This is a genomic window from Natronolimnohabitans sp. A-GB9, from assembly GCF_030848565.1.
GTDB lineage: Archaea > Halobacteriota > Halobacteria > Halobacteriales > Natrialbaceae > Natronolimnohabitans.
In genome coordinates this window covers 1-24,750 of sequence record NZ_JAVDDV010000031.1, presented here as the reverse complement: position 1 = coordinate 24,750, position 24,750 = coordinate 1, and the positions used below count along the sequence as shown (strand labels likewise).

General features: G+C 57.3%; 16 protein-coding genes, 1 rRNA gene and 7 pseudogenes. 17 read left to right on the top strand and 7 right to left on the bottom strand.

Annotated features, from left to right (window positions below; translation table 11 throughout):
- Positions 1-38: 38 nt before the first annotated feature.
- From rrf to RBH26_RS19780, 3 genes are all read left to right on the top strand, one after another.
- Positions 39-160 (top strand): 5S ribosomal RNA (rrf, locus tag RBH26_RS19790).
- A 451-nt stretch (positions 161-611) separates the two neighbouring features.
- The gene (locus RBH26_RS19785; protein WP_306760090.1) at positions 612-1,472 is read left to right on the top strand and encodes a ParA family protein; all 861 of its coding nucleotides are present in this window, start codon (positions 612-614) and stop codon (positions 1,470-1,472) included.
- Positions 1,469-1,873: a hypothetical protein gene (locus RBH26_RS19780; protein ID WP_306760089.1), complete on the top strand. Its 405-nt coding sequence runs from the start codon at positions 1,469-1,471 to the stop codon at positions 1,871-1,873. Before RBH26_RS19785 ends, RBH26_RS19780 begins: the two co-directional genes overlap by 4 nt.
- A gap of 344 nt (positions 1,874-2,217) precedes the next feature.
- Here RBH26_RS19780 and RBH26_RS19775 read toward each other — a convergent pair.
- Positions 2,218-2,426: pseudogene (locus tag RBH26_RS19775) on the bottom strand (IS6 family transposase); the annotation flags it as partial.
- 401 nt (positions 2,427-2,827) lie between these two features.
- The gene (hisD, locus tag RBH26_RS19770; protein ID WP_306760088.1) at positions 2,828-4,129 is read right to left on the bottom strand and encodes a histidinol dehydrogenase; all 1,302 of its coding nucleotides are present in this window, start codon (positions 4,127-4,129) and stop codon (positions 2,828-2,830) included.
- Positions 4,130-4,449: 320 nt separating this feature from the next.
- On the opposite strand from hisD, the gene RBH26_RS19765 reads away from it, so the two are divergent.
- Entirely contained in the window at positions 4,450-5,223 is a 774-nt protein-coding gene (locus RBH26_RS19765; protein WP_306760087.1) for an SDR family oxidoreductase, read from the top strand.
- A gap of 94 nt (positions 5,224-5,317) precedes the next feature.
- Here the strand turns inward: RBH26_RS19765 and RBH26_RS19760 are convergent, their stop codons facing one another.
- On the bottom strand, positions 5,318-6,079 hold the full coding sequence (locus RBH26_RS19760; RefSeq protein ID WP_306760086.1) for an IclR family transcriptional regulator: 762 nt from the start codon (positions 6,077-6,079) through the stop codon (positions 5,318-5,320).
- Between the two features lie 1,090 nt (positions 6,080-7,169).
- Between RBH26_RS19760 and RBH26_RS19755 the strand changes: the two are divergent.
- Positions 7,170-8,461: pseudogene (locus RBH26_RS19755) on the top strand (transposase).
- A 400-nt stretch (positions 8,462-8,861) separates the two neighbouring features.
- On the opposite strand, the gene RBH26_RS19750 reads toward RBH26_RS19755, so the two are convergent.
- Positions 8,862-9,635 carry an IclR family transcriptional regulator gene (locus RBH26_RS19750; protein WP_306760085.1) on the bottom strand — a complete coding sequence of 258 codons (774 nt, stop codon included), beginning with the start codon at positions 9,633-9,635 and terminating at the stop codon, positions 8,862-8,864.
- Between the two features lie 383 nt (positions 9,636-10,018).
- Between RBH26_RS19750 and RBH26_RS19745 the strand changes: the two genes are divergently transcribed.
- The 7 genes and pseudogenes from RBH26_RS19745 to RBH26_RS19715 all read left to right on the top strand — a co-directional run bounded on the left by RBH26_RS19745 (position 10,019) and on the right by RBH26_RS19715 (position 17,138).
- On the top strand, positions 10,019-11,500 hold the full coding sequence (locus RBH26_RS19745; RefSeq protein ID WP_306760084.1) for a CoA-acylating methylmalonate-semialdehyde dehydrogenase: 1,482 nt from the start codon (positions 10,019-10,021) through the stop codon (positions 11,498-11,500).
- Between the two features lie 236 nt (positions 11,501-11,736).
- A pseudogene (locus RBH26_RS19740) lies at positions 11,737-13,336 on the top strand (L-lactate permease).
- 266 nt (positions 13,337-13,602) lie between these two features.
- Positions 13,603-14,853, top strand: coding sequence for an iron-containing alcohol dehydrogenase (locus RBH26_RS19735; protein ID WP_306760083.1), 1,251 nt, complete (start codon positions 13,603-13,605; stop codon positions 14,851-14,853).
- 50 nt (positions 14,854-14,903) lie between these two features.
- Positions 14,904-15,067: pseudogene (locus tag RBH26_RS19730) on the top strand (MBL fold metallo-hydrolase); the annotation flags it as partial.
- A gap of 136 nt (positions 15,068-15,203) precedes the next feature.
- Positions 15,204-16,232, top strand: coding sequence for a zinc-binding dehydrogenase (locus RBH26_RS19725; RefSeq protein ID WP_306760082.1), 1,029 nt, complete (start codon positions 15,204-15,206; stop codon positions 16,230-16,232).
- Positions 16,233-16,321: 89 nt separating this feature from the next.
- A pseudogene (locus RBH26_RS19720) lies at positions 16,322-16,481 on the top strand (winged helix-turn-helix domain-containing protein); the annotation flags it as partial.
- A 51-nt stretch (positions 16,482-16,532) separates the two neighbouring features.
- A pseudogene (locus tag RBH26_RS19715) lies at positions 16,533-17,138 on the top strand (DDE-type integrase/transposase/recombinase).
- A gap of 340 nt (positions 17,139-17,478) precedes the next feature.
- Here RBH26_RS19715 and RBH26_RS19710 read toward each other — a convergent pair.
- Together RBH26_RS19710 and RBH26_RS19705 are read right to left on the bottom strand one after the other, a co-directional pair.
- Positions 17,479-18,747, bottom strand: a complete 1,269-nt coding sequence (locus tag RBH26_RS19710; RefSeq protein ID WP_306760081.1) for an amino acid ABC transporter substrate-binding protein — start codon at positions 18,745-18,747, stop codon at positions 17,479-17,481.
- 260 nt (positions 18,748-19,007) lie between these two features.
- On the bottom strand, positions 19,008-19,622 hold the full coding sequence (locus RBH26_RS19705) for a GAP family protein (RefSeq protein WP_306760080.1): 615 nt from the start codon (positions 19,620-19,622) through the stop codon (positions 19,008-19,010).
- A gap of 484 nt (positions 19,623-20,106) precedes the next feature.
- On the opposite strand from RBH26_RS19705, the gene RBH26_RS19700 reads away from it, so the two are divergent.
- Positions 20,107-21,237: a DUF1214 domain-containing protein gene (locus tag RBH26_RS19700; RefSeq protein WP_306760079.1), complete on the top strand. Its 1,131-nt coding sequence runs from the start codon at positions 20,107-20,109 to the stop codon at positions 21,235-21,237.
- Positions 21,238-21,547: 310 nt separating this feature from the next.
- Here the strand turns inward: RBH26_RS19700 and RBH26_RS19695 are convergent, their stop codons facing one another.
- Positions 21,548-22,432 carry a DUF4397 domain-containing protein gene (locus tag RBH26_RS19695; RefSeq protein WP_306760078.1) on the bottom strand — a complete coding sequence of 295 codons (885 nt, stop codon included), beginning with the start codon at positions 22,430-22,432 and terminating at the stop codon, positions 21,548-21,550.
- Between the two features lie 41 nt (positions 22,433-22,473).
- Between RBH26_RS19695 and RBH26_RS19690 the strand changes: the two genes are divergently transcribed.
- From RBH26_RS19690 to RBH26_RS19675, 4 genes and pseudogenes are all read left to right on the top strand, one after another.
- A complete protein-coding gene (locus tag RBH26_RS19690; RefSeq protein WP_306760077.1) occupies positions 22,474-22,806 on the top strand; it encodes a hypothetical protein in 333 nt (110 codons plus the stop codon).
- A 624-nt stretch (positions 22,807-23,430) separates the two neighbouring features.
- Positions 23,431-23,697 carry a hypothetical protein gene (locus RBH26_RS19685; RefSeq protein WP_306760076.1) on the top strand — a complete coding sequence of 89 codons (267 nt, stop codon included), beginning with the start codon at positions 23,431-23,433 and terminating at the stop codon, positions 23,695-23,697.
- A 5-nt stretch (positions 23,698-23,702) separates the two neighbouring features.
- Complete coding sequence (locus RBH26_RS19680; protein ID WP_306760075.1) at positions 23,703-24,146, top strand: DUF1214 domain-containing protein; 444 nt, start codon at positions 23,703-23,705, stop codon at positions 24,144-24,146.
- 291 nt (positions 24,147-24,437) lie between these two features.
- Positions 24,438-24,623 (top strand): annotated as a pseudogene (locus RBH26_RS19675) (inorganic phosphate transporter); the annotation flags it as partial.
- Positions 24,624-24,750: the final 127 nt, after the last annotated feature.

Below are 24,750 nucleotides of genomic sequence, written 5' to 3'. Positions count from 1 at the left end.
TAGTGGTCTGACGGCGGTTCGATTCCGCCGGTCGGTATTACAGCGGCCACAGCGGTGGGAATCCTCCCGTACCCATCCCGAACACGGAAGATAAGCCCGCCTGCGTGTCGGTGAGTACTGGAGTGGGAGACTCTTTGGGAAAAGCGACTCGCTGCTCCCTTTCATACCAACTTTCATCCGGCATTGGCTATATACACGAAAGTAACCTTTGCAGGTAGGTCCCGTTCTCGAGAAGCGAACCGTACCGGCGATGTGCGGGTGTAGGGTGATGGAAGTATAGCGGGTTCGTCCGACTTGCCTGTGAGCACCGCGTAATTCTAACGGATCACACACACACTCTTTCATGATCTAACTTGGCCACTCATGAAGTGGTCGTATGGATCCACCGGCCACCCTTTAGTGAAGTTATCCACTCAAGCTGATCAGTCAGTAGAGACAGTCAGTAATACTGGCCAGACTGACTCAGACAACCGTATGTCGGATATCGAATTGCAGTTAGATAGGCCGAACATTAAGGCAGATCAATTGGACAGACTGAACAGTAATACTGTGCAGTGTTACTGGCTCATTTGGCTAGTATTTTATATAGAGACACTGTCTGTATTTGTTGTATGATCCCGTATGCGATCTGGTCGGAGGCTGGAGGCGTCGGCAAGACAACGTTAGCGGCGAATCTCGCACGTGCGCACGCAAATCTGGATCAAGACGTCCTCGCTATTGACATGGATCCCCAAGATGGAGGATTGACAAATCATTTCGGACTCGACGACAAGAAAGCCGACAGTGACGCCGACAATTTGGTCCTCCACATGATCGACAGAGCTCGGGGGGAATTTGACGACCTCATCCGCTCGAGCGAGGGTATCGATCTTATTCCAAGCCATAATAATCTCGGGAACCTTACCGACCTCCTCAGTAAGGCCAAAGACCTCGAAGAACAAACGAGCGATGTAGAGTTCGAAGAGGAAAAACAGCTTCGTCGGGTTCTCGTCGATGGTGACGTCCCATCGAAGTACGACGTACTCATTATCGATCCCCCGGCATCGCAGGGACAACATCTCTATAACGCTGTGTATGCAACGAGCAATCTCCTCATTCCCTTCGAGCCATCACCCAAAGGTGAACGGAGTGTTCAGGGGCTTCGCGATGTAGTTAGCGGACTGGAATCCGAACTTGGTGATATCGACGTTGGTGTCCTCGGTACTGTTCCGAACAAAGTGAAGGGTACGAATATCAACCAGAAGTACCTCGACGCGCTCGAGGAGGAAGATCTACCCATCGCTCCCGTGTCGATCGGTGAGCGTGGATCGATGCTTGGGGATGCATGGGATAATCAGGTATCGATCTACGAACTCGCAGAGAACGATTCTTACCGCGATCTTCGCGGTTACGAGGAACCGACTCTCGAGAAATTCGATGAACTAGCCCAGTACATCACCGAGCAATTCCAGACTCCGGAGGCGACAGCATGAAATCCGGTGCAACTGATCCGTTTGCCGATGACTCCAGTACTGATGAGGAGACTGATCATCCTGATGAGAAGGTCGACCGATCAGAGCAGTCTTCCCAGCCAGATCAGCAAGATCAAGACGAGACTGTAGACAGACGAACCAGTAATACTGACCAGTATGACCAGTCAGACCTTCCTCGAATACTGACTAGAGATACTGTCAAGGAAGATCGTGATGACGTCCATCAGCTATTCGTCTACGAAGGGACGAGTGATCGAGAAAAGGAAGCGCGCCGTGAATTGGAGGATCGCTTCGACAAGGATCTGTATAAGCTAGATATGCGGGAGGCAATCTACCGTGCTGGAATGCAGAATTTAGACGATGCTGAAGAGATTCTCCGTGAGTGGGGTGCCGATATTTGAGACTGCAGACGGACTGCGCAACGATGTCCTGTCGATCGCCAGTACGGTGTCGTCGATCGGCGAGGCGTGACGGCAGTAGACCGAATTAGTGGACTATAGGAACCTTTTATTGACGTTCTTCGGTTACCCTACGAATCTGTACGATGTTTCAGCGGTTGCTGGATCGGCGTTTCTGAAGTCTCACTAAGCTGGGAAGTAAACTACTTTATCTCTTGAAAGAGATTTCCGACAGCGCTCCGATTTTCATGTTTTCATATCGAAACCGGAGCCTAAGATGATTGAGTGCTGCTTCGAGGATTAGCGCTGAATCGAAAAGAAATCGAATACTGCCTGGAGTGTGGAAATTCGCTCAGATTGGGATCGAAAGCGGCGTACAGCCGGTGGCGTCGCTTGTCGAACCGAATCACAGTTTCGTCGAGCGCAACGTGATCCGGCCACGTTCCAACTGACGGTTGCAAATCGGCCTTTTGCACCCACTTGTGGATTATCGATCCCGGCCGCCCGACACAAACTCCTCTAATATATAAACAGTATCTGAAAGTGATATTTTGGCAAAAATAATGCTGGATACTCAATTCCGTGATCCGGACTTGCAATGCCGCCGTGTCGGTCGCGGACCCGTCACGCCGACCATCGTGGGTTCTTCGCCGATCTGCTCGGCTGTGTCGTTTCGTTCGTTTCCCGATCTGACCGCTCGTCGCTCTCGGATTGTTGGTGGCGCTCAACCAGACGTTCGATCCGAGCTACTGAACGGCTCGAGACGCAGTCGTGGCCGACGATCAAATAGTTACTATAGACGAACGATCGTAGGGTACGGACAGTACCGATTTCGAGAATGATGAACCGATCGGGACTTCCACCGACCGCGGACACCGTCTCCGCGTATCTCCGTGGTAGCTGGAAGAGGGCGGTTGGTGTGAGGTCGACCTCGCGTTGGACGATACGCGTCCGTGATTACTCCTGCGGGCCGTAGGCGGGACTGATGTCTTCGCGAAATCGCGCCTCCGCGGAGAGCTGGTGGGCGTGGGTGCCCTCGAGTTCGCAGATTTTAGCGGCCCACGGAGCGATGCGGGCGGCGCCTTCCTCGGTCGCTTCCTGGTGAGTGAGGATCTTGAGGTAGGTGTTGACGGTGATGCCGCCGCTGTAGCGGGCGACTTCGAGGGTGGGAAGGCTGTGATTGGTTCCGACAGCTTTGTCGCCGAAAACGACCGGCGAATGATCGCCGAGGAACAGCGAGCCGTAGTTGTAGAGGTCGTCCATGACCGAGCGCGGTTCGTCGATCATGACCTGTAGGTGCTCGATTGCGTAGTCGTTGACGACCTCGAGGGCGGCGTCTATCGTGTCGGTGACGACGACCTCACCGTTGTTCTCCCAGCATTTACGGGCGACGTCCTCGGTGCGAAGGTCGGTAGCCTGCTCGTCGAACGCCTCGACGGCGTTCTTGGCAACCTCGCGGTCAGTCGAAACGAGGATCGGGCGGGAGTTGGGGTCGTGCTCGGCCTGGGCGAGCAGGTCCGTCGCGACCAGTTCGGTGTCGCTGGTCTCGTCGGTCAGGATGAGGACCTCGGAGGGACCAGCGAGGAAGTCGATGCCGACGTGGCCGAAGACCTGCCGCTTTGCCTCGGTCGTGAAGACGTTGCCGGGACCAGTGATCTTCGAGACGTTGGGGACCGACTCGGTGCCGTAGGCCATGGCACCGATGGCCTGCGCACCGCCGATGCTGTAGATCTCGTCGGCGCCAGCCGTATCCATCGCGTACAGCTGTGCGGGCTGGATGCTGCCGTCCTCCTGGGGCGGCGCACAGGTGATGATCCGTTCGACGCCAGCGACTTTGGCGGGAACGATCGACATCGCAGGTGCGGCCACGAGCGGGTGGCGGCCGCCGGGAACGTACGTTCCTGCAGTCTCGACAGGGACGACCCGCTGGCCGAGTTTTACGCCTTCTTCGAACTCCTTTTCGAAGCCAGAGATCTGCTCGCGTTGCTCCTCGTGGAACTCACGGACGTTTTCGATCGTGTTCTCGATCGTCTCTTTCTCGGCGGCAGTCAGTTCGTTGGCCGCGGCTTCGATTTCTTCGTCGCTGACGCGGAACTCGTCGACTTCGACGCCGTCGAACCGCTCCGTGAATTCGTGGAGGGCCTCGTCGCCATGCACTTTCACTTCCGAGAGGATTTCGTGAACCGAATCCACCACTTCCTGATCGATCTCGATCGAGGCATCACCCGCCTCTTTGAGATACTCGACGGTGTCAGACATGCTCACAAGTGTGTAATACTCCTGGTTGATTATAAAACATATGGGATTCGTCGATTTCGTTCCGCTCTGCGTACTCGAGGAGGTGCTCGTGGGGGTCTTTCGATGACGTCGCCTGCCACCGACACGCCGACGTCCGCGGCGGCGTCGGCGACCTCGTCGGCTGATTGCGAGCCGGTCTCGTGTTGGTCTTCACGAACATACATTCAGGATCCGTTCGATCGTTACCCGGCCGGATAGTTACAGGCAGGTTTCGTTCCCATCGAATCGGAGTCTTGTGATCGGCCGGGATAATTATTGGCCGTGAATCCGAATGGCCGGATATGCACGACGATCGAACCATCATCGTGACCGGAGCGAGCGGTGGAATCGGCCGTTCGATCGCCCTCGAGTTGCTCGAGAACGGCGCAAACGTCGCGCTGGCGGCCCGAAGCGACGGTATCAAAGAAACAGCGGACATAGCAGACGCCGGGGACCGAGCGCTACCGGTCCGAACGGACGTGACCGACGAGTCGTCAGTCGCCGCACTGGTCGACCGCACAGTCGAGGCCTTTGGCGGTCTTGACGGCGTCGTGAACAACGCCGGTATCGCCGGGCCTACTGCACCCGTCACCGAGGTCGACGCCGACGACTGGGACCAGACGATGGCAGTCAACGCGAAGGGCCCCTTCTTGGTAACGAAACACGCTGTCTCCCATCTGACCGAGAGTGATCGCGGCGCTGTCGTGAATATCTCCTCGATCAGCGGCAAGCGGCCGCTCGAGGACCGAACTCCCTACACGGCGTCGAAGATGGCGGTGATCGGGCTCACGCGCACGCTTGCGTTCGAATTGGGCGACGACAACGTGACGGTAAATGCGGTTTGTCCGGGGGCGACCGAGGGGCCGCGGATCGACGCCGTCATCGAGAAACAGGCCGAGCGGCGCGATATCTCCACCGAGGAAGCAAAGCGAGAGGTGTTCACGGACGACGCCGCGCTCGGCGACCTCGTCGACGCACAAGACGTTGCCAATACCGTCTCATTCCTCCTCGGACCGAACGCCCGCCACATCACCGGTCAGGATATCAACGTCGACGCCGGGACGGCCTGGTACTAACTTCTGTGCCGTGTTACAGTTTCGATTGACTCGAGGCAGCGATCTGTCTGTATCGTCGTTCCTTGGCAGTGAGTTCACGACCGTCAGTAGACTGTTACCGACTCGCCAGACTGAGTTCAATCGCGTTTGCCGCCCCGGTTACGATTTCGGGTAGTTCCGTAGTGAATCTCTCGTCCCGAAGCCGATTCTCCGGTCCCGAGACAACGATCGAACCGAGCGGCTCGCCGTCCTCCACGATTGGACTCGCGACCGCACGGAAGCCTTCGAAGGTCTCCCCGTCGTTGAGCGCATAACCGCGCTCGCGGATGAGCTCGAGCTCTTCGAGCAGTTCGTCGGGATCGGTAAGCGTGTTCTCGGTCCGTTGGGAAAGCGACTGTTCCGTGACGATGTCGTGAACCTGTTCCTCGGGCAGATGAGCGAGGATGGCTTTGCCCGCGGCGATGTTCTGCAAGGGAACCCGCTTGCCGATCTCGCCGTAAGGCTGGACCGCGCGTTCACCCATCGCCTTCTCGAGGTAGACGCCTTTTCCGTACTCCTCGACCATGAACCACGCGATTTCGTCGGTCTCGCCGGCCATCTGCTCGAGAGAGGGTTTGACGATTTCTGCGAGTTCGATCCGGCTTTTCGCCTGAATCCCGTAGTGGAGGCATTTGAGTCCAACGCGGTAGGTCGAGCCTTCCTTGATGAGAAACTCGTGTTCGACGAGGGTCGTGAGGTGGTTGTGGGTCGTGCTTTTGGCGATGCCGAGTTCCTCTGCGACCTCCGTCGCTCCGCTGCCACCGAGTTCGTGAACGGCCTGTAACACTCCGAACAGGGTATCAGCCGATTTGACCGTCTGATCTGGGTTTCCCGGCATTGTACGAACAGAGGATGGCAGCTTCAATAAGCCCCATGGTTCATTGGAGTCGATCGTAGCGCCACTCGTTTCCGGTTCAACCGCGATCCGCTCTTTGGTTGCACCGGCAAATCGTTCCACCAGACTGTAGGAAGCGCTGTTCGGTAAACCCGAACGGTAGTTCGGAGATTGTGGTTTCGTGTGGTGTACCGCTCACGAATTTCGGCAACTCCGTTCAGCGATCCCGAACGCTGGTCAAAGCGGTGACGGTCGAACCCGTTCATAATTGCCCGATAGGTATTCTCGGCACCGAGATACTCGTCTTTGTGTCTATTACATCAATACGGATGTAATAAAACTGTGTTCGGCAATCCTGAACACCTGTGTTCGGATCGAGTGAATCGGGCGGTGGCGTATTACGTAGTTTCTCAAACTACGCTAACTGAAGGTGGCGGAAGAACGATGATTCGGTGTACCGGTGACGGCGCCTTCAAGCATAGCCTCGACAAATAGACACACTTCAGTTGGATAAATGACCAGCGATCCCCAGAGCGAGAGCCGCGAACTGGCGAGCGGGGAGACGTGACCCGTGAGTCGTGCGATCGGCGTACAAGCAGTTCTAGTCCTCCAACTGTCGACTGCAGGGTCGAACCGACCCACACGACAGCGTCCGACCCAGAGATCGGAATTGGATCAGAGCAGTCTGCTCAGTTCATTCAGCGACACCAAGACGAGGACGTTGATAGATGGAATAGTAATACTAGTCAGTATAACTGGCCACACTTTTTCTATATACTGCCCAGATACACTGCCAGAAGGGGCTGTGATGACGCTCATCGATCGTTCGCCTACGAAGAGACGAATCATCGAGAACGGAAGCGTGACGTGAACTGGAAAAACAGAACCTGTACGTTAGATATGCGGGAGACGATCTAGCGTGCTGGAACGTGAATTTAGCCTATGTTGGTTCTAGGCCTCCATCCTCAAGGAACGACCCGCGGGAGTGAGTAGGGTGGAGATACAGAACCAACTGCTGTGTGTAGCGCGGCGCGGATCGAATCGGTTTCCGGGCGTTTAAGTGGATTCTCACCGTGGGTTCTGGCACGGTCGCATGACGTACAAGTACAGTCCACGATACGCGCTCAACCCAACCGACGAGCATGACGAGAAGCTCTCGTGGACTGTCGACGTCGTGCGGCAACTCTACAACGATCGGCTCAAACGCTTCAAAGAAATCCCTGAAGACGAAGGAACATTCCGGCAACGCGTCATCAAAGTACGGGACGAACTCCCCGCGATGAAAGACTGGTGGGACGACCTCAACGACGTCTACTCCACCGTCCTTCAGAACGCCGTGATGCGCATCCGACAGAACAAGCGAAGTCTCCAGGAATTCCAACAGAAGGGGTACGACGCTGGGGAGTTGCAGTGGAAAGCGCCACGAGAGTACATATCGTTCACGTACAACAAGAAGGGCTTCGAGCTCGACAAGAAGAGCGGCCCTGACGGGTACGGTGAACTCACGCTCAAGAAAGAGGTTGGCGACACCATCCACGTTCCAATCCGCCTCCACCGTGACCTCCCCGACCACGAGTCGGTCCAACAACTCACCATCAAACAGGACGCCACCGGTGAATGGTTTGCCACGTTCACCATCAAAGTCGAAACACCGCCCAAACCGGACGTCGAAGACATTGAACCCGATGGTTGCGTTGGGATCGACCTCGGAATCCTGACTACATCACCGACTCAGACGCCCGCGCAATTTCCCGCCTCGACCTTTCCGACGAACGGGAGCGCCTCGAACGAGAGCAACGATCCCTTTCACGGAAAGAACACGGGTCGAACAACTGGGAGAAGCAACGCATCCGCGTTGCAGACGTGCACAAGCGCATGACGAACAAGAAGGACGACTTCAAACACAAGTTGGCGCACTTCTACACTACGGAGTATGACGCGGTGTTCCTCGAAGATCTCAACGTCAAAGGGATGCTCGAAGGCCGTGGGAATGCACGGAACAAAGCTGAAGTCGGGTGGCGCGATCTCATCCAAACGTTCGAGCATCACGGCGAAAAGAACGGCTGCCACGTTCTTACCGTTGATCCGGATGGGACGACGAAAGAGTGCGCATCGTGCGGAACGGTGTCGGAGAAACCGTTGTGGGTGCGTGAACACTCATGTCCGGCTTGCGGGTTCACGGCCGGCCGTGACGTGAACGCCGCGTACAATGTTTTGCAGCGCGGATTGGAACGACTAGGAGTGGTTCACTCCGAAGAAACGCCTGTGGAGACTGCGACCGCTACGTCCACTGACGGAGGCTCGTCCTTCGTCGAGGTGGATGCACGTTGCGTCGTTGACGCAGGAAGCCGCGTCCTCAAGGAACCCGCAATTGCAGGTGAGTAGGGCGCGGTAGTTCACACATCGCTGACGGGTTCTCTGTGAGTAGGGTGCCGATATCTAATGGGGCCTCATACGGACTACTGTACGTCGTTACCGGCGCAACCGCGACCCGGGCTGCGGTTGCGCCGGTAAATCGTTACAGCAATCCGTATCAGCGGATCATGGGTGTTCTTTTCAGATCGACGAGGGCGGAGCACGGGTCGCTTCCGATTGGTTGCAATCGTCCGGTCCAAACGCGGGACGCTCCTGGGGCTTCTCTATCGGTTTTGGAGCGCTCTCCATGACCGGGTGGTTATACTTCCGGACAAAACGATGCACACACCGATCGCACTCGAGACGCTGTCGCGGAACGCGACAGACGTCGAGACGCGATCGGGTGTTTACTGACTTTTGTCCGGTAGTATTACTCCCTCGTCGATGAGAGTTCGAGTTCTAGTGCGTTCGCCGCCCCGGAGACGATCTCGGGGATGGACTCGGTGAATCGGTCCCCTTGTAAACGGTTTTTCGGCCCGGAAACGACGACCGCACCGATTCGGCCGTCGGGCGATGAAACCGGGCTGGCGACCGCTCGGAATCCTTCGATCGACTCTTCGTCGTTGAATGCGACGCCGCGATCACGGACCGTTTCCAGTTCCACGAGTAGTTCCTCAACGTCGGTTATCGTGTTTTCGGTCCGAGCGGCTAGCTCGTGTTCGTCTGCGATCGATCGCACTCTCGATTCCGGGCACTGAGCGAGGATTGCCTTCCCCGCTGCAGTGTCGTGTAATGAGATGCGAGCTCCCATCCGCTTGTACGGCTGGACAGCGAGTTCTCCCTTTGCTTTCCGAAGACAGATTCCACGGCCGTACTCCTCGACGACCAGCCAGGCGATCTCTTTCGTTTGATCTGCCATCTGTTTCAGAAACTGTTTCGACTCCCGGTACAATGGATTCATTCGCTGTGCCCGTGCTCCGTGTGTGAACACTTGCAGACTAAGCGCGTACTGATTGTCTTCCTTCCGGAGGTAGTTCTGCTCGACGAGCGTCGTCAGATACCCGTGCAACGTACTTCGGGGCATGTCGAGTTCATCCGATAGCTCGGTCAGCGTCGCCTGCTCGAGTTCGCTCACCGTTTCGATAATGTCGACGACTGTCCCGGCGGCTTTAACCGTTCCGCTCCCCGACGCTGTATCTGACATATATAGAAGATACCGCTTTGATACTAAATATGTATCGTTCGTTGGTCCGCTGTGCCTCGCCTCGCGGATTCGACCGACCGATGCCAAACTCAACCCTTCTGATCTCGATTTCGGCATGTGGAAACGAAGCAATCGATCGACCGCGTTTCTGAAAGCAGTCTACGGCGGCAATACCGCTCCGTTTGGTTCGTTGCTGTCCCATCACACTGCCATATATTACATTAATACGGATGTAAATCACTGTGGGGTTGGATCGATCGTTGTCGTTTCGGCGATGTTGAAAGGACTTCGTCGCGTATACTTTCTCGGCGCGAACTAGAGAGCGAAATGTAAACATATCTCCCGACCCAACTTTTATAACAAGTGATACCGAGACTTTGGTTGTGGTTCGCTTAGAGTCACTCCCAGACACTGGTACAGTACAGAACTACGTTGATGGTCGTTGGCAGACCCCGTCCGGCAATAACGGACAGGACGTCGTCAACCCGGCAACGTCGGAATCGCTCGCTCACGTCGCGTTCAGTTCGCCGTCGGAGGTCGACGACGCCGTCGAAGCCGCTTCGGAGGCGTTTGAAGACTGGTCTACGCGGCCGGTCGAAGAGCGCATCCAGCCGCTCTTTGAGCTGAAGCAACTCCTCGAGGACCATCAAGAGGAACTCGCTGAACTGCTCGTCCAGGAACACGGGAAGACCCACGGCGAAGCGATGGGCGAGATTCGACGTGGAATCGAGAACGTTGAGGTCGCTTGCGGGATCCCGTCGATGATGCAGGGCGGAACTCTGCTCAACGCGGCGCCGGCGATCGACGAGAGCGCGATTCGGAAGCCACTCGGTGTCTTCGCCGCGATTACGCCGTTTAACTTCCCGGCGATGATCCCGCTGTGGTTCCTTCCCTACGCCGTGGCGACTGGAAACAGCTTCGTTCTCAAACCGAGCGAACAGGACCCACTGGTCGCCCAGCGGATCTTCGAACTCATCGATCAGGCTGGGTTTCCAGACGGAGTGTTACAGCTCGTCAACGGGAGCGTCGATACCGTCGACGCCCTGCTCGAGCACGACGATATCGAGGGGATCTCTTTCGTCGGTAGTACACCGGTCGCGCGACAGATCTACGAGAAGGCCGCGGCGAACGGCAAGCGCGTACAGGCTCAAGGCGGCGCGAAGAACCACATCATCGTCACCGAGACGGCCGACCTGGACTTTGCAGCGCAAAAGACCGTCGGCTCGGCGTTTGCCTGCGCCGGAGAACGGTGTCTCGCGAACGACGTCGTCGTGGTCGAAGCGTCCGTGTACGATGAGTTCGTCGACAAGGTCGTCGCGATATCCGAGTCGCAAGTCGTCGGAAACGGCCTTGACGAGGAAACCGACATTGGCGCGCTCATTACCCCCGAACACGAACAGAGCGTGCGTAACTATATCGAGGCGGGTATCAGCGAAGGCGCGGAACTCCTGCTCGATGGGCGTGATGTCTCCGTGGATGGGTACGAAAACGGGAACTTCCTCGGCCCAACACTGTTTGGCGACGTAACGACCGATATGGTCATCACCCAGGAAGAAGTGTTCGGTCCGGTCCTCGCGTTGATGCCGGTCGCTGACGTCGACGAGGCGATCGACGTTCTCAATCAGAGCGACTTCGGTAATGCAGCGAGCTTGTTCACCGGGAGCGGGGCCGACGCTCGTAAGTTCCGTCATCAGACGGATATCGGCAATCTCGGCGTCAATGCCGGAACGGCCGCGCCGATGGCGTTCTTCCACTTTGGCGGTCGGAAGGATTCGTTCTTTGGTGATCTCCACGCGCAGGGAGAGGATATGATTCATTTCTACACCGACAAGACGATTTACATCGAGCGGTGGCCAGACGCCTAATTGCCGAACCGGTATTCGGCCGCGATCGATAATGCATCACTCGCCTCTTTTCCTTCAGCAACAGAATTAGACCATCAAAATCCCAACATACCCCACTCATGCATACATAATTATAAATGTACCAAATATTTATATATCATAGTCTTGATATCCGAATCGGGTGTTACTCCCTACCATGTGGCAGACACCAGTATCACGGCGAACTGTATCGGCACACCAACTGACGGGTGGTTACGATGGCTAGTACCGTAGATGTGCTGCTCGCAATGCTCCCGCTGTTACTAGTTGGCGTGTTACTCGTCGGGTTGCTCTGGCCAGCGACTCGAGCGACCCCAGTGGCCTGGCTCACCGCGGTCAGTATCGGCTATGTCGTCTGGAACAACCCGCTCGATTACTTGCTTGGGGCGTCGATCGTCGGCATGATAACTGCGTTCGAGATTCTCTGGATTATCTTCGGTGCGCTCGTTTTGCTTTACGTCCTGAAGCAGGCTGGTGCGTTCGATCGGATCAACCAGGGGTTCGCTACGGTCTCGGACGATCGCCGCGTCCAGGTCGTCCTCTTGGCGTTTTTCCTCACGACGTTCATCGAGGGGGCAGCCGGATTCGGCTCGGCTGCAGCGGTCGCTGCACCACTGATGCTCGCCCTCGGCTTCCCAGCACTTGCAGCCGTTGTCGCAGCACTCATCGGTCACTCGATCGCCGTCACGTACGGCGCAGTCGGGACGCCGATCCACGTCGGCGTCGAAGTCCCTCTGGAGATTCACGAAGACTACATCGTCCAGGAAGGGGGGATGAGTTTGAGTGCGTTCGCGATCGATGTGGCTGCGTGGGCGGCGACATTTCACGCGCTCGTCGGCTTCATTATGCCCCTCTTCGCCGTCAGTATGGTCGTGTACTTCTTCGGCCCGCGTGACGAGCGGTCGATCAAACCGGCTCTTAGTGTCTGGCCGCTGTGTCTGTTTGCGGGACTCTCGTTTGTCATCCCGTACTGGCTCTCAGCGTGGTTTCTGACCGCGGAGTTTCCATCGATGATCGGTGCGATGGTCGGCGGTGCGCTCACCATCGCCGTCCTCCGTGCAGGATATCTAGAACCCGACGACGAGTGGGACTTCCCACCGCAAGCGGAGTGGCCGAGCCACTGGGTCGGAACGATCGAGCCCGGAACCAACGGCAATGACGATGGCGGAGTCAATCTCGACGACAACTCGATGTCGCTGCTGAAGGCCTGGACGCCGTACGTTATTCTCGTCGGATTGTTGGTCGTGACGCGAGTCGTCGATCCGATTCCGACCGTCATCACCGAAACGTCCGCGTTCGTGATTAGCTGGGAGTCGATTTTCGGCTACGAGAACCTAAGTTCCAGCATCGAATGGGTCAATGCCCCCGGGTTCTGGCTCCTCAGTAGCGCGCTCGTTGCGATTCCACTGTATGCCTGATGCACACAGTGCCGGGAGTATGATGGACGTCTTAGCCATTAGTACTGCCAATTTCGCTGGGGATGCGTACCCATCGATCGTCGCACTGATCGGCGCGCTCGGCGCCGCGATGGCTGGATCCAATACGGTCTCGAACATCACGTTCGGGAGCTTTCATCTCACCGCAGCACAGGAACTCGGACTTCCTACACAGATCATCATCGCTTCACAAACGGTTGGCGGAGCGATCGGAAACATCGTAGCCGTCCACAATGTCGTCGCGGCACTGGCGACCGTCGGTCTTGTCGGACAGGAGGGACGCGTTGTTCGCCTCAACCTGATTCCCGTGATCTATTACACAGTGTTCGTCGGACTTTGGACGATGCTGTTCGTCTACGTCTTTTTCCCGGATATCTTCTAACAGCCTCTCCCGACCCGTCGATTCCGCCTTCTGTTGGCAAGTCGAGCACCGGATGCCGACCGAGCTCATCGATATCGCCTCGGTTTACCCCATCACCGACGGTACGCTTCGTGAAGGCATGACGACGGCTAGATATCATATACCACAGTAACACAAGAATTAATATATTAGAAAAAATTGAGTAGTATGTTAGATCTGGACAGGAGTAGTGCTGTACGAACCAGCTGACAAAACCGGCACAACCACCACGAAGGTGACAAAACTACATGCAACACGATTACCCAACACCGGCACACGGAACGCGCGTCGTCGTCTCACCCGCTAAGGTCGTACTCGGTAGTGGAGCTATCACGGAACTTGGTGACTATGTCGAACTCTACGGCAGGAAGGCGCTTGTCGTCGCGACCCAACAGATATTCGACATTCACGGCGATCGGGTTCTCGAGACGCTCCAGGAGAGTGGCATCGAAACGGCGGTCTATACGGATGTCAGGCCGGATCCGACGATCAGCAATATCGAGGACGCATACGAACTGTGGCGGATGGAAGACTGCGACGTCATCGTTACACTGGGTGGTGGATCCTCGATCGATACGGGAAAGGCCGTCGGCGTCTTGGCGAACAATTCCGGTTCTATCCGTGATTTCGCCGTCGACAAGGCTGGATACGAGGGAGTTCCGAACCCCACTCCACCGCTGATCGCGGTCAACACGACTGCAGGAACCGGGAGTGAGGCGACGCGATCGATCGTCGTTACCGACGACGAAGCATCGACGAAGTTTCTCATCGTCTCGCAGAACGTGGTTCCCGACGTCGCGATCGAAGATCCCGAGTTGACGCTCTCCCTACCGCAGAGTCACACCGCGTTTACCGGAATCGACGCGCTCACGCACGCTATCGAGGCGTTCGTTTCGGTAAAATCCTACAGCGTGTCCGACGACTACGCGCGGGCTGCGATCCGCCGGATCGCTGACTCGTTCCCGAAAGCGTGGGCGAATGGTGACGACGTCGAGGCCCGAACGGAGATGATGATCGGCCAGTTACAGGCTGGACAGGCGTTTACCAACTCGTCAGTTGCGCTCGTTCACGGAATGGCCCGTCCGCTCGGTGCACAGCTACATATCCCACACGGGCTTGCAAACGCCCTCATCCTTCCGTACGTAATGGAATTCTCGGCGATGGCCGCTCCCGAAAAGTACGCCGAAATCGCACGGCTGTTCGACGTGGCCAGCGAGACGGACGCCGACCGAGTCGCTGCAAAAAAGGCCAGCGATGCGGTCCTCGAACTGTGTACCGACGTGAACCTGTCTTCGTATCTCGACGAGTTCGGCGAGGTCCCCGACCGCGAAACGTATCTCGACATCGTCCCGAAGATGGCACAGGACGCCGTCGAGTCGGGATCGCCGGATAACAACCCCCGAAAGCCGACGAAAGCAGAAATTGAAGACCTGTTCGTGACGATCTACGACGACGCACTCGCACCAGACAGCACACGCCGAACTAGTGGGAGCAGTTGAACTAGCTGGCAGTCATACGCGGATTACGATCCACGACCATCGATACGGATGTGCAAACCGGCGACGTCCGGGACGTCACGGCCGGACAGTGTTCGAAACTGTACGACGTCGACACGGGAATGTTCGATACCATGGGTACGGCGCAGCGTATCTACTCGACGACCAACGTCCTGCCCTCGTCGAGAATAGTATCAGAACCAATTACGAGGTCATCTAAAGCCGTGGCTGATTCCTTCCAGGAATACGGCCGATTCACGAAATATGCGAATCCCGATCGCCAGCCGGATCTTTCGACAGGTGTCGAAGCAGTCTTCGATACTATTTTGTAGTGGTTCCACCATGCTATGGGTATGCAAGCCGTCAAGATCACGGAGCATGGAGACACCGATGTCATCGAATACGGCGAGTACCCCGACCCAGAAGTCGATCGCGACGAGGTCCTCGTAGACATCAAAGCCGCTGCGCTCAACCATCTGGACGTCTGGACCCGTCGAGGTCTCCCGACGCTCGACCTCGAGATGCCACACATCCCGGGCAGTGACGGTGCCGGCGTCGTCGTCGAGACCGGCGAGGACGTCACCCGCTTCGAAGAGGGCGACCACGTGGCGGTCTCGGCCGGCGTCGGCGACCTCCGGATGGACGACCCCACCCTCGATCCGAACTTCCACATTATCGGCGAGCACGTCCCTGGCGTCCACTCCGAATACACCGCCATCTCCGAGGACAACCTGATCCCCGTCCCGGAACACGTCGACTGGGAGGTCGCGGGCTCGAGTGCGCTTGTCTTCCAGACCGCCTGGCGGATGCTGATCGACCGGGCGGACCTAGAGGCCGGCGAGAAAGTGCTGGTACTCGGTGCCAGTGGCGGGGTCGGCCACGCTGCCCTCCAGATCGCCGACTACGCGGGCGCGGAAGTGTACGCCACCGGCAGTACGGAGGAGAAACTCGAATACGCGAAAGAACACGGCGCGGATTACGTCTGTAACTACGAGGAGGAGAACTTCGCGAAGTGGGTCCGTTCGGAGACCGACGGTGCTGGCGTCGACGTCGTCGTCGAACACGTCGGTGCGCCCACTTGGCAGGATTCGATCAAGAGCCTGGCGAAAGGCGGCCGACTCGTCACCTGTGGTGGCACCGGCGGCGGCAACCCCGAAACCGACATTCCACGGATTTTCTGGAACCAACTCGAGATCATCGGCTCGACGATGGCCACGCCCGAACAGGTCGACGACGTCATGGAACTTATCTGGGACGGCACCTTCGAGCCCGCAATCCGCGATGTCCTCCCGATGAGTGAAACCCCACAGGCCCACGAGATGCTCGAGGACCGAGAGGGCTTCGGGAAGGTCGTCGTCCGTCCGGACAGCGAACTCGAGTAACACACACTGACGGACGGAAATCGATAGTGATTAGCGAATCTTAGTGGGAATCCACTGAGGTGATGTTCAAATTTCGAGCGATCGACGGGTTGTTGAAAGAGACTGGATTGAGCTATCAGAAACCACGCTGTTCAGCCGTCGAAGCCGACGAAGACGGGCAAGAGGAGTTTTGCGATAAACTCAAAAAAGCGGCGGGAGATGAACGCTATACTAGTCAGTACCGATCAACCGAACCCATCTGTCCAGCTTCTCAGCGGGTGCTACGCGGCGGAATTTGATGTAGCTTGGCAGCGTGAGCGGATGGCGACGTTCATCAGGGTGGTCGCTGTCTGCCTCCACGCAACCAGGGCTTACTTCGATAGACACAAGTGATCCGTCGCTTGATCGACGTAGAACGTCTTATCAAGTGATCTGGCACCGAGTACATCGGCCGGCTGACAGCGTGCCAGATCCGCCGACGTCCACGAGAGTGGCCCTCTCGTACGGTCCATCAGAACGCTTCGCATTCTGAGGAGGGTAAAGTCATCGCGGGTCTCCATTGATAAGAACGCTGCCAGTACCAATGGTCAGTGGTCTTGGGTGTACAATACAATAGATGCCGCGTCAAGAGTGGTTCTTGATGTGGGAGAAGGTGTGGTACTGATCCAGCTGTAACGTTTTTCACAGACTTACCGCGAAACGAGATCTCTCGGAGACCGTGCTTCTCGTCGATGGATATGGCTATCTGACTGCCCTCTCCTGATTAAAACTGAGTGGTCAATCCGATTACGTTGAACGAAACCTGATCGAAAGTGGTTTCATCCCCTCAAAATGCGGATTGACAACTTTCATAACTCGTAGGTGGGAAGTCGGGCGAGTGTCAGCAAATTGATTGTTGGAATCTCACACTACTACAACACACAATAACCATATTAGTCACTCAACGAACAAACACTAGCGGAGGTGCTAAACTAGACGAGCGTGTCACAGAACCCGTCACGTACGAAGCAGCAGGGTGCGGAAAGTGCGTCCAGCACAACCGCAACCCTGCAAGACGCTGCTTCGGTCAACGAGTTTTTGAATGCAGCGAGGGTGTCATAGAAGTCTCTCATGGAGTTGATTACAGCTACCTCTACGGTGAATTGGCTGATAAGTAGGTCGTCTCTACTGAACGGCTGGCTCATTGAATTCAACATGAACCAAACGAGGCCATCGTGTTGAGTTCAACGTCAGAAGCGGTGCTTCGGACCGGGGGCTCGAGCACAATTCACCGCTCGTCCCAGGCCGGCGTCGGGTAGATAGGGTCGGCTTCGCTGCTCTCCTCCGGCCACACGAGTTGCCTGCCCGCACCCGGGTGCCACTGGAAGACGGCCATCTCTCTTGGGATGGCGCCGTCCTCGTCGAACTGAACCGCGCCGTAGAGGCTCTCGAACTGAGTCTCGCGGATGGCGTCACGCACGGTTCTCGGCGCCAGCTCGTCGACGGCCATGAACGCACGCTGGAACGTCTGGACGACGGCGCTGGCTGCCGCACTGTGATAGGTGGGTTCGTACCCGTACTCGCTCTCGATGACCGAGAGAAACTCGCTCGTCGATTCAAAAACGTCGTCCGGGGAGTCGACGGTGGTCGCCCACGGTGACGGGCCATACCAGTAGTCGCCGTTCGCTCCGGTCTGTTCCCTGAACGAGTCAGTGAGGTTGCCACCCGGCGCCCACGCCACGTCGACGTCGACGTTCTCGTTCGCCAGTTGGTCGGCCGCGATCACCACGTCGTCCTGATAGCCGCACAGGAGGAGAACGTCCGTGTCGGCATCCTCGACGAGCGCGAGATCCGTCGAGATGTCGGTCGTCTCATCCGGAATCGTCTCGTCGACGACGACGTCGACTCCCGCCGACTGCAGGTTTCCGCGTGCGCCCTCCGCAACGTCCTGGTTGAACGGATCCGCTTTGGCCAGGATCGCCGCCGATGACGGTGGATCCGGCTGCGCCATCGCCATCTCGATGCTCGTAGTGGGGTACGTGTCGGCGGTCGGTAACAGGCTGAAAATCCACTCGTTGTCGTGTTCGAATATCTGGCTGCTAGCGCCGCCACCCGCAACCATCGGCCGCTCGGCGCTCGCCGCCACGTCACTGGCTGGCAATGTAATCCCGCTCGAGTACGGCCCCACCAGGTAGTCGATCCCCGCCTGGTTGACGAGCTCCTGGTAGATGGCTTCGCTCCTCGAGGGGTCGCTCTCGTCGTCTCGCAGGACCAACTCGAGGCCGTAGGTGGCCCCGTCGCCCGCTTCGACGCCGCCGGCGTTGTTGATGCGCTCTATGGTCAGTTCGTACGCGTCCGCATACAGCCGTCCGAGGTCGGAGAGGTCGCCGGAGAGACTCATCGATCCGCCGAGCGTGATCGCATCCGTCGGCGTCTCGTGACCCCCGTCGTCTTCGTCGCTGCTATCGTCCGCCTTGGAAGTGGTGGCGGTTACCGTCGATTCGCCACCCAGACAGCCTGCAAGGCCGGCGACGCCTGCTCCCCCGGTCGCTTTCAAAACTCGTCGACGATTCGTGCTCCGCCGCTTCTGTCCACTGGCGGTAGATCTTCGCGACATCTTCCACTCAAACTCCCCACAATGAGTCTAAAGTAGCTTTCCGGCGGTTGGCGTGAGTGTCCTTGCCCTGAACCTGTACTCAAGGAACATCGACAGTAACGCCTCAGTGCTGACCGCGACGGTCGCTATCCGTGTACACGGTACCCGGAAGCACCGCTTTTTCGTGGTGTCCCGGCGCCACTATCCTCTTCGATAGAGAGTCACCCGGCGATGTTGTTGATGGTGATCACGACAAAGATGAGGATCACGATTTCGCTCACGATCCACGAATGTGTGTTCATCCACGTGCGAACCTTCGGAAGGAGCGTTTCCGCACGGTCGCCGATCATAACCAGGGAAAGCGATGGAACGGCCAGAAACAATAGTGTCAGTAAGACGAACCCGGTCGCGTACCACAGCGGATCGCCGTGACTCGCGAGGTAGGTCCCGACGGTGATCGACGTGAGAATGTCGGTCGGAAAGAACCCCATCAACAGGAATCCCAGTTGGAACGAGAACTTCGGATTCGCGGTCTCGAGTTTCCCCATCCACGTTGGTGGCTCCGATTGCTCGCGTTTTAGGTAGACGTTCACCATCGCGGCGAGGAGAACGACGAGCACGAGCAGTTGCAGCATGCGGTTCGACCCGCCCTGACGAACGCCACTACCGAGATAATACGCGAGCGTGACGACGAGACTGATCGAGAGGGAGGCACCGAAGACGAACGCGGCCGAATTCCGCCGCCAGTCCTCGCTCGTGGCCAGAAAGATGGCGCTGAGGATTTGCGGCCCACCGATCATAACGAATACTAGCGGGAGAATCACCAGGAAGTTCATCGTTCGAGGAGTACACGCGTGATCGCGGCCTGTTCGTCGACACTCGAGATTTTTGGCTCACGGCTATGTCTGACGCCGATTGGAACGCCACGGTTCGAGTGTTGTTGGATATCAACCGTGCTCATGCAGCCTTCGACCGAATACACTTTCTACCGACATTATACCCCGTTGTTGAGAAGGTGATTGTTACTATTGCTAGCCAGCGCTGTCGCTGAAGGTCGAAATGAACGAGTACACCGTTCACGCGGTGGTAATCACGACGAGTCGAATAGAAGGTGCGGGTGAAGCACGAACTACGATCGGTGATCGGTCACTACAGAATTAGGTAGTTGATCGAGAATTCAGAGATAGTCATCCATCAATCACTATCATCGTGTCATGAAGTCCTTCTCGAGTATCGTTACTGGATTATATGGAATGCTGGAGTGGAGTCGTATGAGTCGGTCGCAACTGCTGCTGTGGGCCACTCAGAGAGACACGAGCCATGAGCAACGAACCACCAGACACGACTGCGGAATCGGATTTCGAACCGCTGCGAGCAACCCGCCGCGCCACACTTCGCGGGGCGGGCCTCGCCGGACTGCTCGCGCTGGGTGGTAGCAGTGTCACTGCCAGCCAGAACCCCTCGGAGGAGAACACCCAGGGGGCTGAAAACGAGACGTCAGCAAATGACGAGACAGTCCCAGTGACGTGGGAGAACTTCCCGCGGTCAGAGATACATCTAATAATGGAGAACCTCGTCGAACAGGGCGGGTTCGGCGAGCTTCATCATTTCCGAACGGTAGTCGACCCTGAGGTGCGGTTCTTAGCCTTACCCAATCGGGACACGTTCTATTCAAGTGGAGTCTTCGACCTGACCGAGCCGGTCACCGTTACCAAACCGGATGTCGGTGACCGTCACCAGTCGATGGTCGTCCTCGATGAGGACGCGTATGTGAAAGAGACGCACCACGATCCTGGCGAGTACACGTTGACCCAGGACGAGATCGGGACGCGGTACACGTGGGTCATGATCCGCACGTTCGTCGACCCGACCGATCCGGACGACGTAGAGACCGTCCATGGATTACAGGACGAACTCTCAGTGAGCCAGGACTCGGCCGGCACGTTCGAGGTCCCCAACTGGGATCGCCAGGAACACGACGAACTCTTCGCCGCGCTCGTCACACTCATGAAAACGATGGACGACTTCAGCGACGCGATTGGCGACGCCGACGAGGTCGACCCCGTGAAGTACTTGCTCGCCAGTGTGACACCGAGCGGCGTTCCGGAGCCAGACACGATCTATATGCCAGAGATCCCCGACCAGAACGACGGCGACACGCCACACACACTTACCGTCGACGACGTCCCCGTCGACGGATTCTGGTCGGTCACCGTCTACAACAGAGACGGGTTTCTCGAGGAAAACGAGTACGACGCGTACTCGTTCAACAACGTGACTGCAGAGCCGGACGACGACGGCAGTATCACAATTCATTTCGGCGGTGACCCCGATCAACCGAACTACCTCTACACCCCAGAGGACTGGTTCTACCTGGTTCGGCTCTACGGGCCCCGCGAGGAGATTCTCGACGGGAGCTATCAGTTCCCCGAAGCCGAGCCGCTCGAGTGACGCGAGCGCAGACATTGATGTTCTGGCGTCTGAGATACAGAGCGCCGATGCGCATGGGACCTGGCTCAATTTGCCATCTTGACTCGTCTGGGGAGTGTTACGGTGATGATCGAAGTCGGCGTCGGCGTCAACACCCGTGCCGTCAATGACGTCCTGACGAGCCTGTCCTCCTACCGACTTACTCGTATCGTTGTGAGGTTTTCGAACATCGCAAACGTGTCGCATTTGCTCATACATTCGGCTGTACCTGCGTGAAATCACTCACTATTCAATGGCAGCGAGAAGTTTCCACGGCGGGCAGGCGGCAGTATCACGTAGCCTTCTTCTCTTTCTCGTCTTTCTCATCTTTCTCTGGTTCGTCTTCTCTCGGCTCCTTTTCAGGCTCTTTCTCCGGTTCGTCTTCTTCAGGCTTCTCTTCGTCCGGTGCAACGTCCGCTTCGTCCGGGAAGGCATCCTCCGTGAGGAGGATCTCGAACGGCTCATCGGCGGGTGCATTCTCCGGATCGAGGTAGCCAATCGCGAACGCGGAGTAGACGGTCCCTCCGGCGAGGGACACGTCGACGTCGAAGACGCTGGTCTCCCGGTCACCCGCAGGATAGATGACGAGCGGATACTCGCCTTCCGGGACTTCGGTGTAGCCGGATTCGCCGAACGCGACGTTCTCGAACAGTGCGTCCCCGTTTTCACCGGCAACGACGTCCACCGCAGGCGCATCGGGTGAGGCGTGGAGGACGCGAATGCGAGCGGTACCCGGATCGACCGGGCTGTTGTCGTCGTCGAGGAACAGCGCCTCGAGGGGCTGGTTTTCGGCGGCCACTTCGCCGATCACTGCAAGGAGCCCGTCGATGGTGGGGTCCACGTCGCCGGCCTCGACGGTTTCCTCGAGCACTGCTTCGGCCGGGTCGTCACCGGCGGGAACGACCTGGATTGTGTACGTGCCAGGTGCGAGGTCGCGGTAGTCGGTGACCGTCCCGTACGGGATGCCCTCGCGGACCCGCTCTCCGTCGACGTAGATGTCGACGTTGGGTGCGTCGGGTGAAAGGTGTGCAACTCGAGTCTGGAAGTCGGTATCGGTTGGCTGGTCGTTCGGTTCGTGGTCGCTCGAGGCAGTTGCGGTACTTCCGACGCCACTGACCACCACGAGACCGCCGCCGACCTGTATAATTCGCCGTCGGCTCACGCCATTTTCGGTCATGCGGTTGTCATCAACGGCGATATCGGTAATAGTGTAATCACTTGCAGGCGCAGGCCGATGCAGTTCCGAGTGTCGATATCGAACGCGTTGGGCCGTCCGAGCGAACCATCCGATATGAGAGTATTCGGATACGTTCACGCCCTGCCGTCACCGTCGAGTACAGCGACCTCGAGCTGCCAATCACGCCCACACCCGTCGAGACGGAACGTGGCCTCGTTCTGATCGACGTCAGCCCCGAGGGGATCGCCGAAGCTCTCGAAGTCTATCTCTCGGATCTGGGCTATGGGCTCGAGGCCATCTGGCTGGTGACCCTAATTCACCACGACGGGACCACGTCGGCGGGACCGAAGCGATCCGTGCACGCGCCGATCTGAACGGGATTGCCCATCCGGAAGAGACTGCGTTTCCCACGTGTGAACGTGAGCCGAGAACGGCGATTCACTCTTGTCTTCTAACACTGTTATCATGTCATGAAATTCTTCTCGAGTCTCGCCACTGTATTATATGGGATTGAGGAGTGCGAACGTGTGAATCGGTCCTCATCGCTGTTGTGGGCCATTCAGAGAGGCATGAGCCATGAACAACGAAACACACCACGAGACGGTGGAACCAGAATCCGAGTCACTACAGACAACGCGCCGAACCGCACTTCGCGGGCAGGTCTCGCCGGCGTACTCGCGCTGGGCGCCGGTAGCGCCACGGCCCAGACGGACTCCCCGAGGTCAAACGTCTTCGAGGACCAGAACGAGACGTCAGAAAATGACAAGTCAGTCCCGGTGACGTGGGAAAATTATCCACGCGCCAGCTGTCATGCTGGATTTCAATCAACCGTCGACGAGGGTGGGTTCGGACAGTTCTATCCTATGCGGGAGCTGGCCCCCATCGAGGATCAGTTTGTCCCCGGGTACAGTCGTGACTTTCTCTACTCGTAGGGGGTCTTCGATCTGACCGAACCAGTCACCATCACCCTTCCAGACAGCGGTGACCGATACCAGTCGATGAACGTCCAGAACGAGGACCAATATGGGAAGCTGTGCGTCACCGAACCTGGCCCGTACACGATAACACACGGTCTCACAGAGACTCGGTATGCTGGCGTCTTAGTCCGTACGTTCGTCAACCCGAACGATCCGGACGACGTAGAGATCGTTCATGGGTTACAGGCCGAACTCGCAGTGAGCCAGGACTCGGCCGGCACGTTCGAGATTCCCAACTGGGAGCAGCAGTATTCGAACAACTCGACGAGGCGCTCAGAACACTCGTGATCACGGTGGACGACTACTCGGGCGCGTATGGTGACGTCGGCCAGGTCGACCCCGTGAAATTTTTCATCGGCTCTGCATCGAGGTGGACCGGCGTTCCGCAGCCGTCGGAAGACTTTTTCGTCCAACGGATTTCCGCCCAGAATGACGGCGAAACGCCACACGAACTCACCGTCGACGAAGACATCCCTGCCGACAGGTTCTGGTCGGTCAGCGTCTACAACAGTGAGGGGTACTTCGCGGAGAACGAGTACGACGCGTACACGGTTAACGACGTGACTGCAGAGCGAAACGGCGACGCCAGTATCACGATTCACTTCGGCGGGGATCCCGACCAGTCGAACTTCCTCTACACCCCGGAGGAGTGGATCTATATCGTCCGGCTCTATCAACCGCGCGAGGAAATCCTCGACGGGAACTATCAGTTTCCCGAAGCAGAGCAAGCTGAGTGACAAGGGCACGAACATCAACATTCTGTCGACTGCGTCGGTGTGACTCGACTGTCGCTCGTCGTCTGCTTCGTACTGACGGCCGTGCTGAACTCACGCTCTGGATTCAGCAGACCCATTCTGACAGAATCTGAGCAGAACGTTTGGTTTCTGCTGAATATATACGCGAAGGTCACATGATCTCTTGACCGCATTGCGAAGGTAGTGGTCGCTCAGTACCGAGCGGAGATGTACTGAGCTAGATACCAATTCTGCTACGTACTTATTTTACGAGTACAGCCATACCCTCTGTCGATGGTTGAGATTATTCTGTTGGTCGGGATCATCGCGTCAGTTTTCGTCGGATTCAATATCGGCGGTTCATCGACTGGAATCGCGTGGGGACCGCCTGTCGGTGCCGGGATTGTGAAGAAGACGACGGCTGCAGCCATCATGACGGTGTTCGTCTTTCTCGGCGGGTGGACCGTTGGTCGTAATGTCGGTACTTCCCGACCGGTGTGAGAGCCGAAGCTAAAGCGTTGCTCTGATTGGGAGAATGTCCGGTTGAGAGAATGTGTTCACCATACCTCAACCAGACGGTGTTCTTTCGGATTCGGACGTCAAAGAC

Bases quoted from the DNA above. Each gene is read 5' to 3' on its own strand.
- RBH26_RS19785 (WP_306760090.1), top strand. From the start codon at position 612: ATGATCCCGTATGCGATCTGGTCGGAGGCTGGAGGCGTCGGCAAGACA.
- RBH26_RS19780 (WP_306760089.1), top strand. From the start codon at position 1,469: ATGAAATCCGGTGCAACTGATCCGTTTGCCGATGACTCCAGTACTGAT.
- hisD (WP_306760088.1), bottom strand. From the start codon at position 4,129: ATGTCTGACACCGTCGAGTATCTCAAAGAGGCGGGTGATGCCTCGATC.
- RBH26_RS19765 (WP_306760087.1), top strand. From the start codon at position 4,450: ATGCACGACGATCGAACCATCATCGTGACCGGAGCGAGCGGTGGAATC.
- RBH26_RS19760 (WP_306760086.1), bottom strand. From the start codon at position 6,079: ATGCCGGGAAACCCAGATCAGACGGTCAAATCGGCTGATACCCTGTTC.
- RBH26_RS19750 (WP_306760085.1), bottom strand. From the start codon at position 9,635: ATGTCAGATACAGCGTCGGGGAGCGGAACGGTTAAAGCCGCCGGGACA.
- RBH26_RS19735 (WP_306760083.1), top strand. From the start codon at position 13,603: ATGCAACACGATTACCCAACACCGGCACACGGAACGCGCGTCGTCGTC.
- RBH26_RS19725 (WP_306760082.1), top strand. From the start codon at position 15,204: ATGCAAGCCGTCAAGATCACGGAGCATGGAGACACCGATGTCATCGAA.
- RBH26_RS19705 (WP_306760080.1), bottom strand. From the start codon at position 19,622: ATGAACTTCCTGGTGATTCTCCCGCTAGTATTCGTTATGATCGGTGGG.
- RBH26_RS19700 (WP_306760079.1), top strand. From the start codon at position 20,107: ATGAGCAACGAACCACCAGACACGACTGCGGAATCGGATTTCGAACCG.
- RBH26_RS19695 (WP_306760078.1), bottom strand. From the start codon at position 22,432: ATGACCGAAAATGGCGTGAGCCGACGGCGAATTATACAGGTCGGCGGC.
- RBH26_RS19685 (WP_306760076.1), top strand. From the start codon at position 23,431: ATGAACGTCCAGAACGAGGACCAATATGGGAAGCTGTGCGTCACCGAA.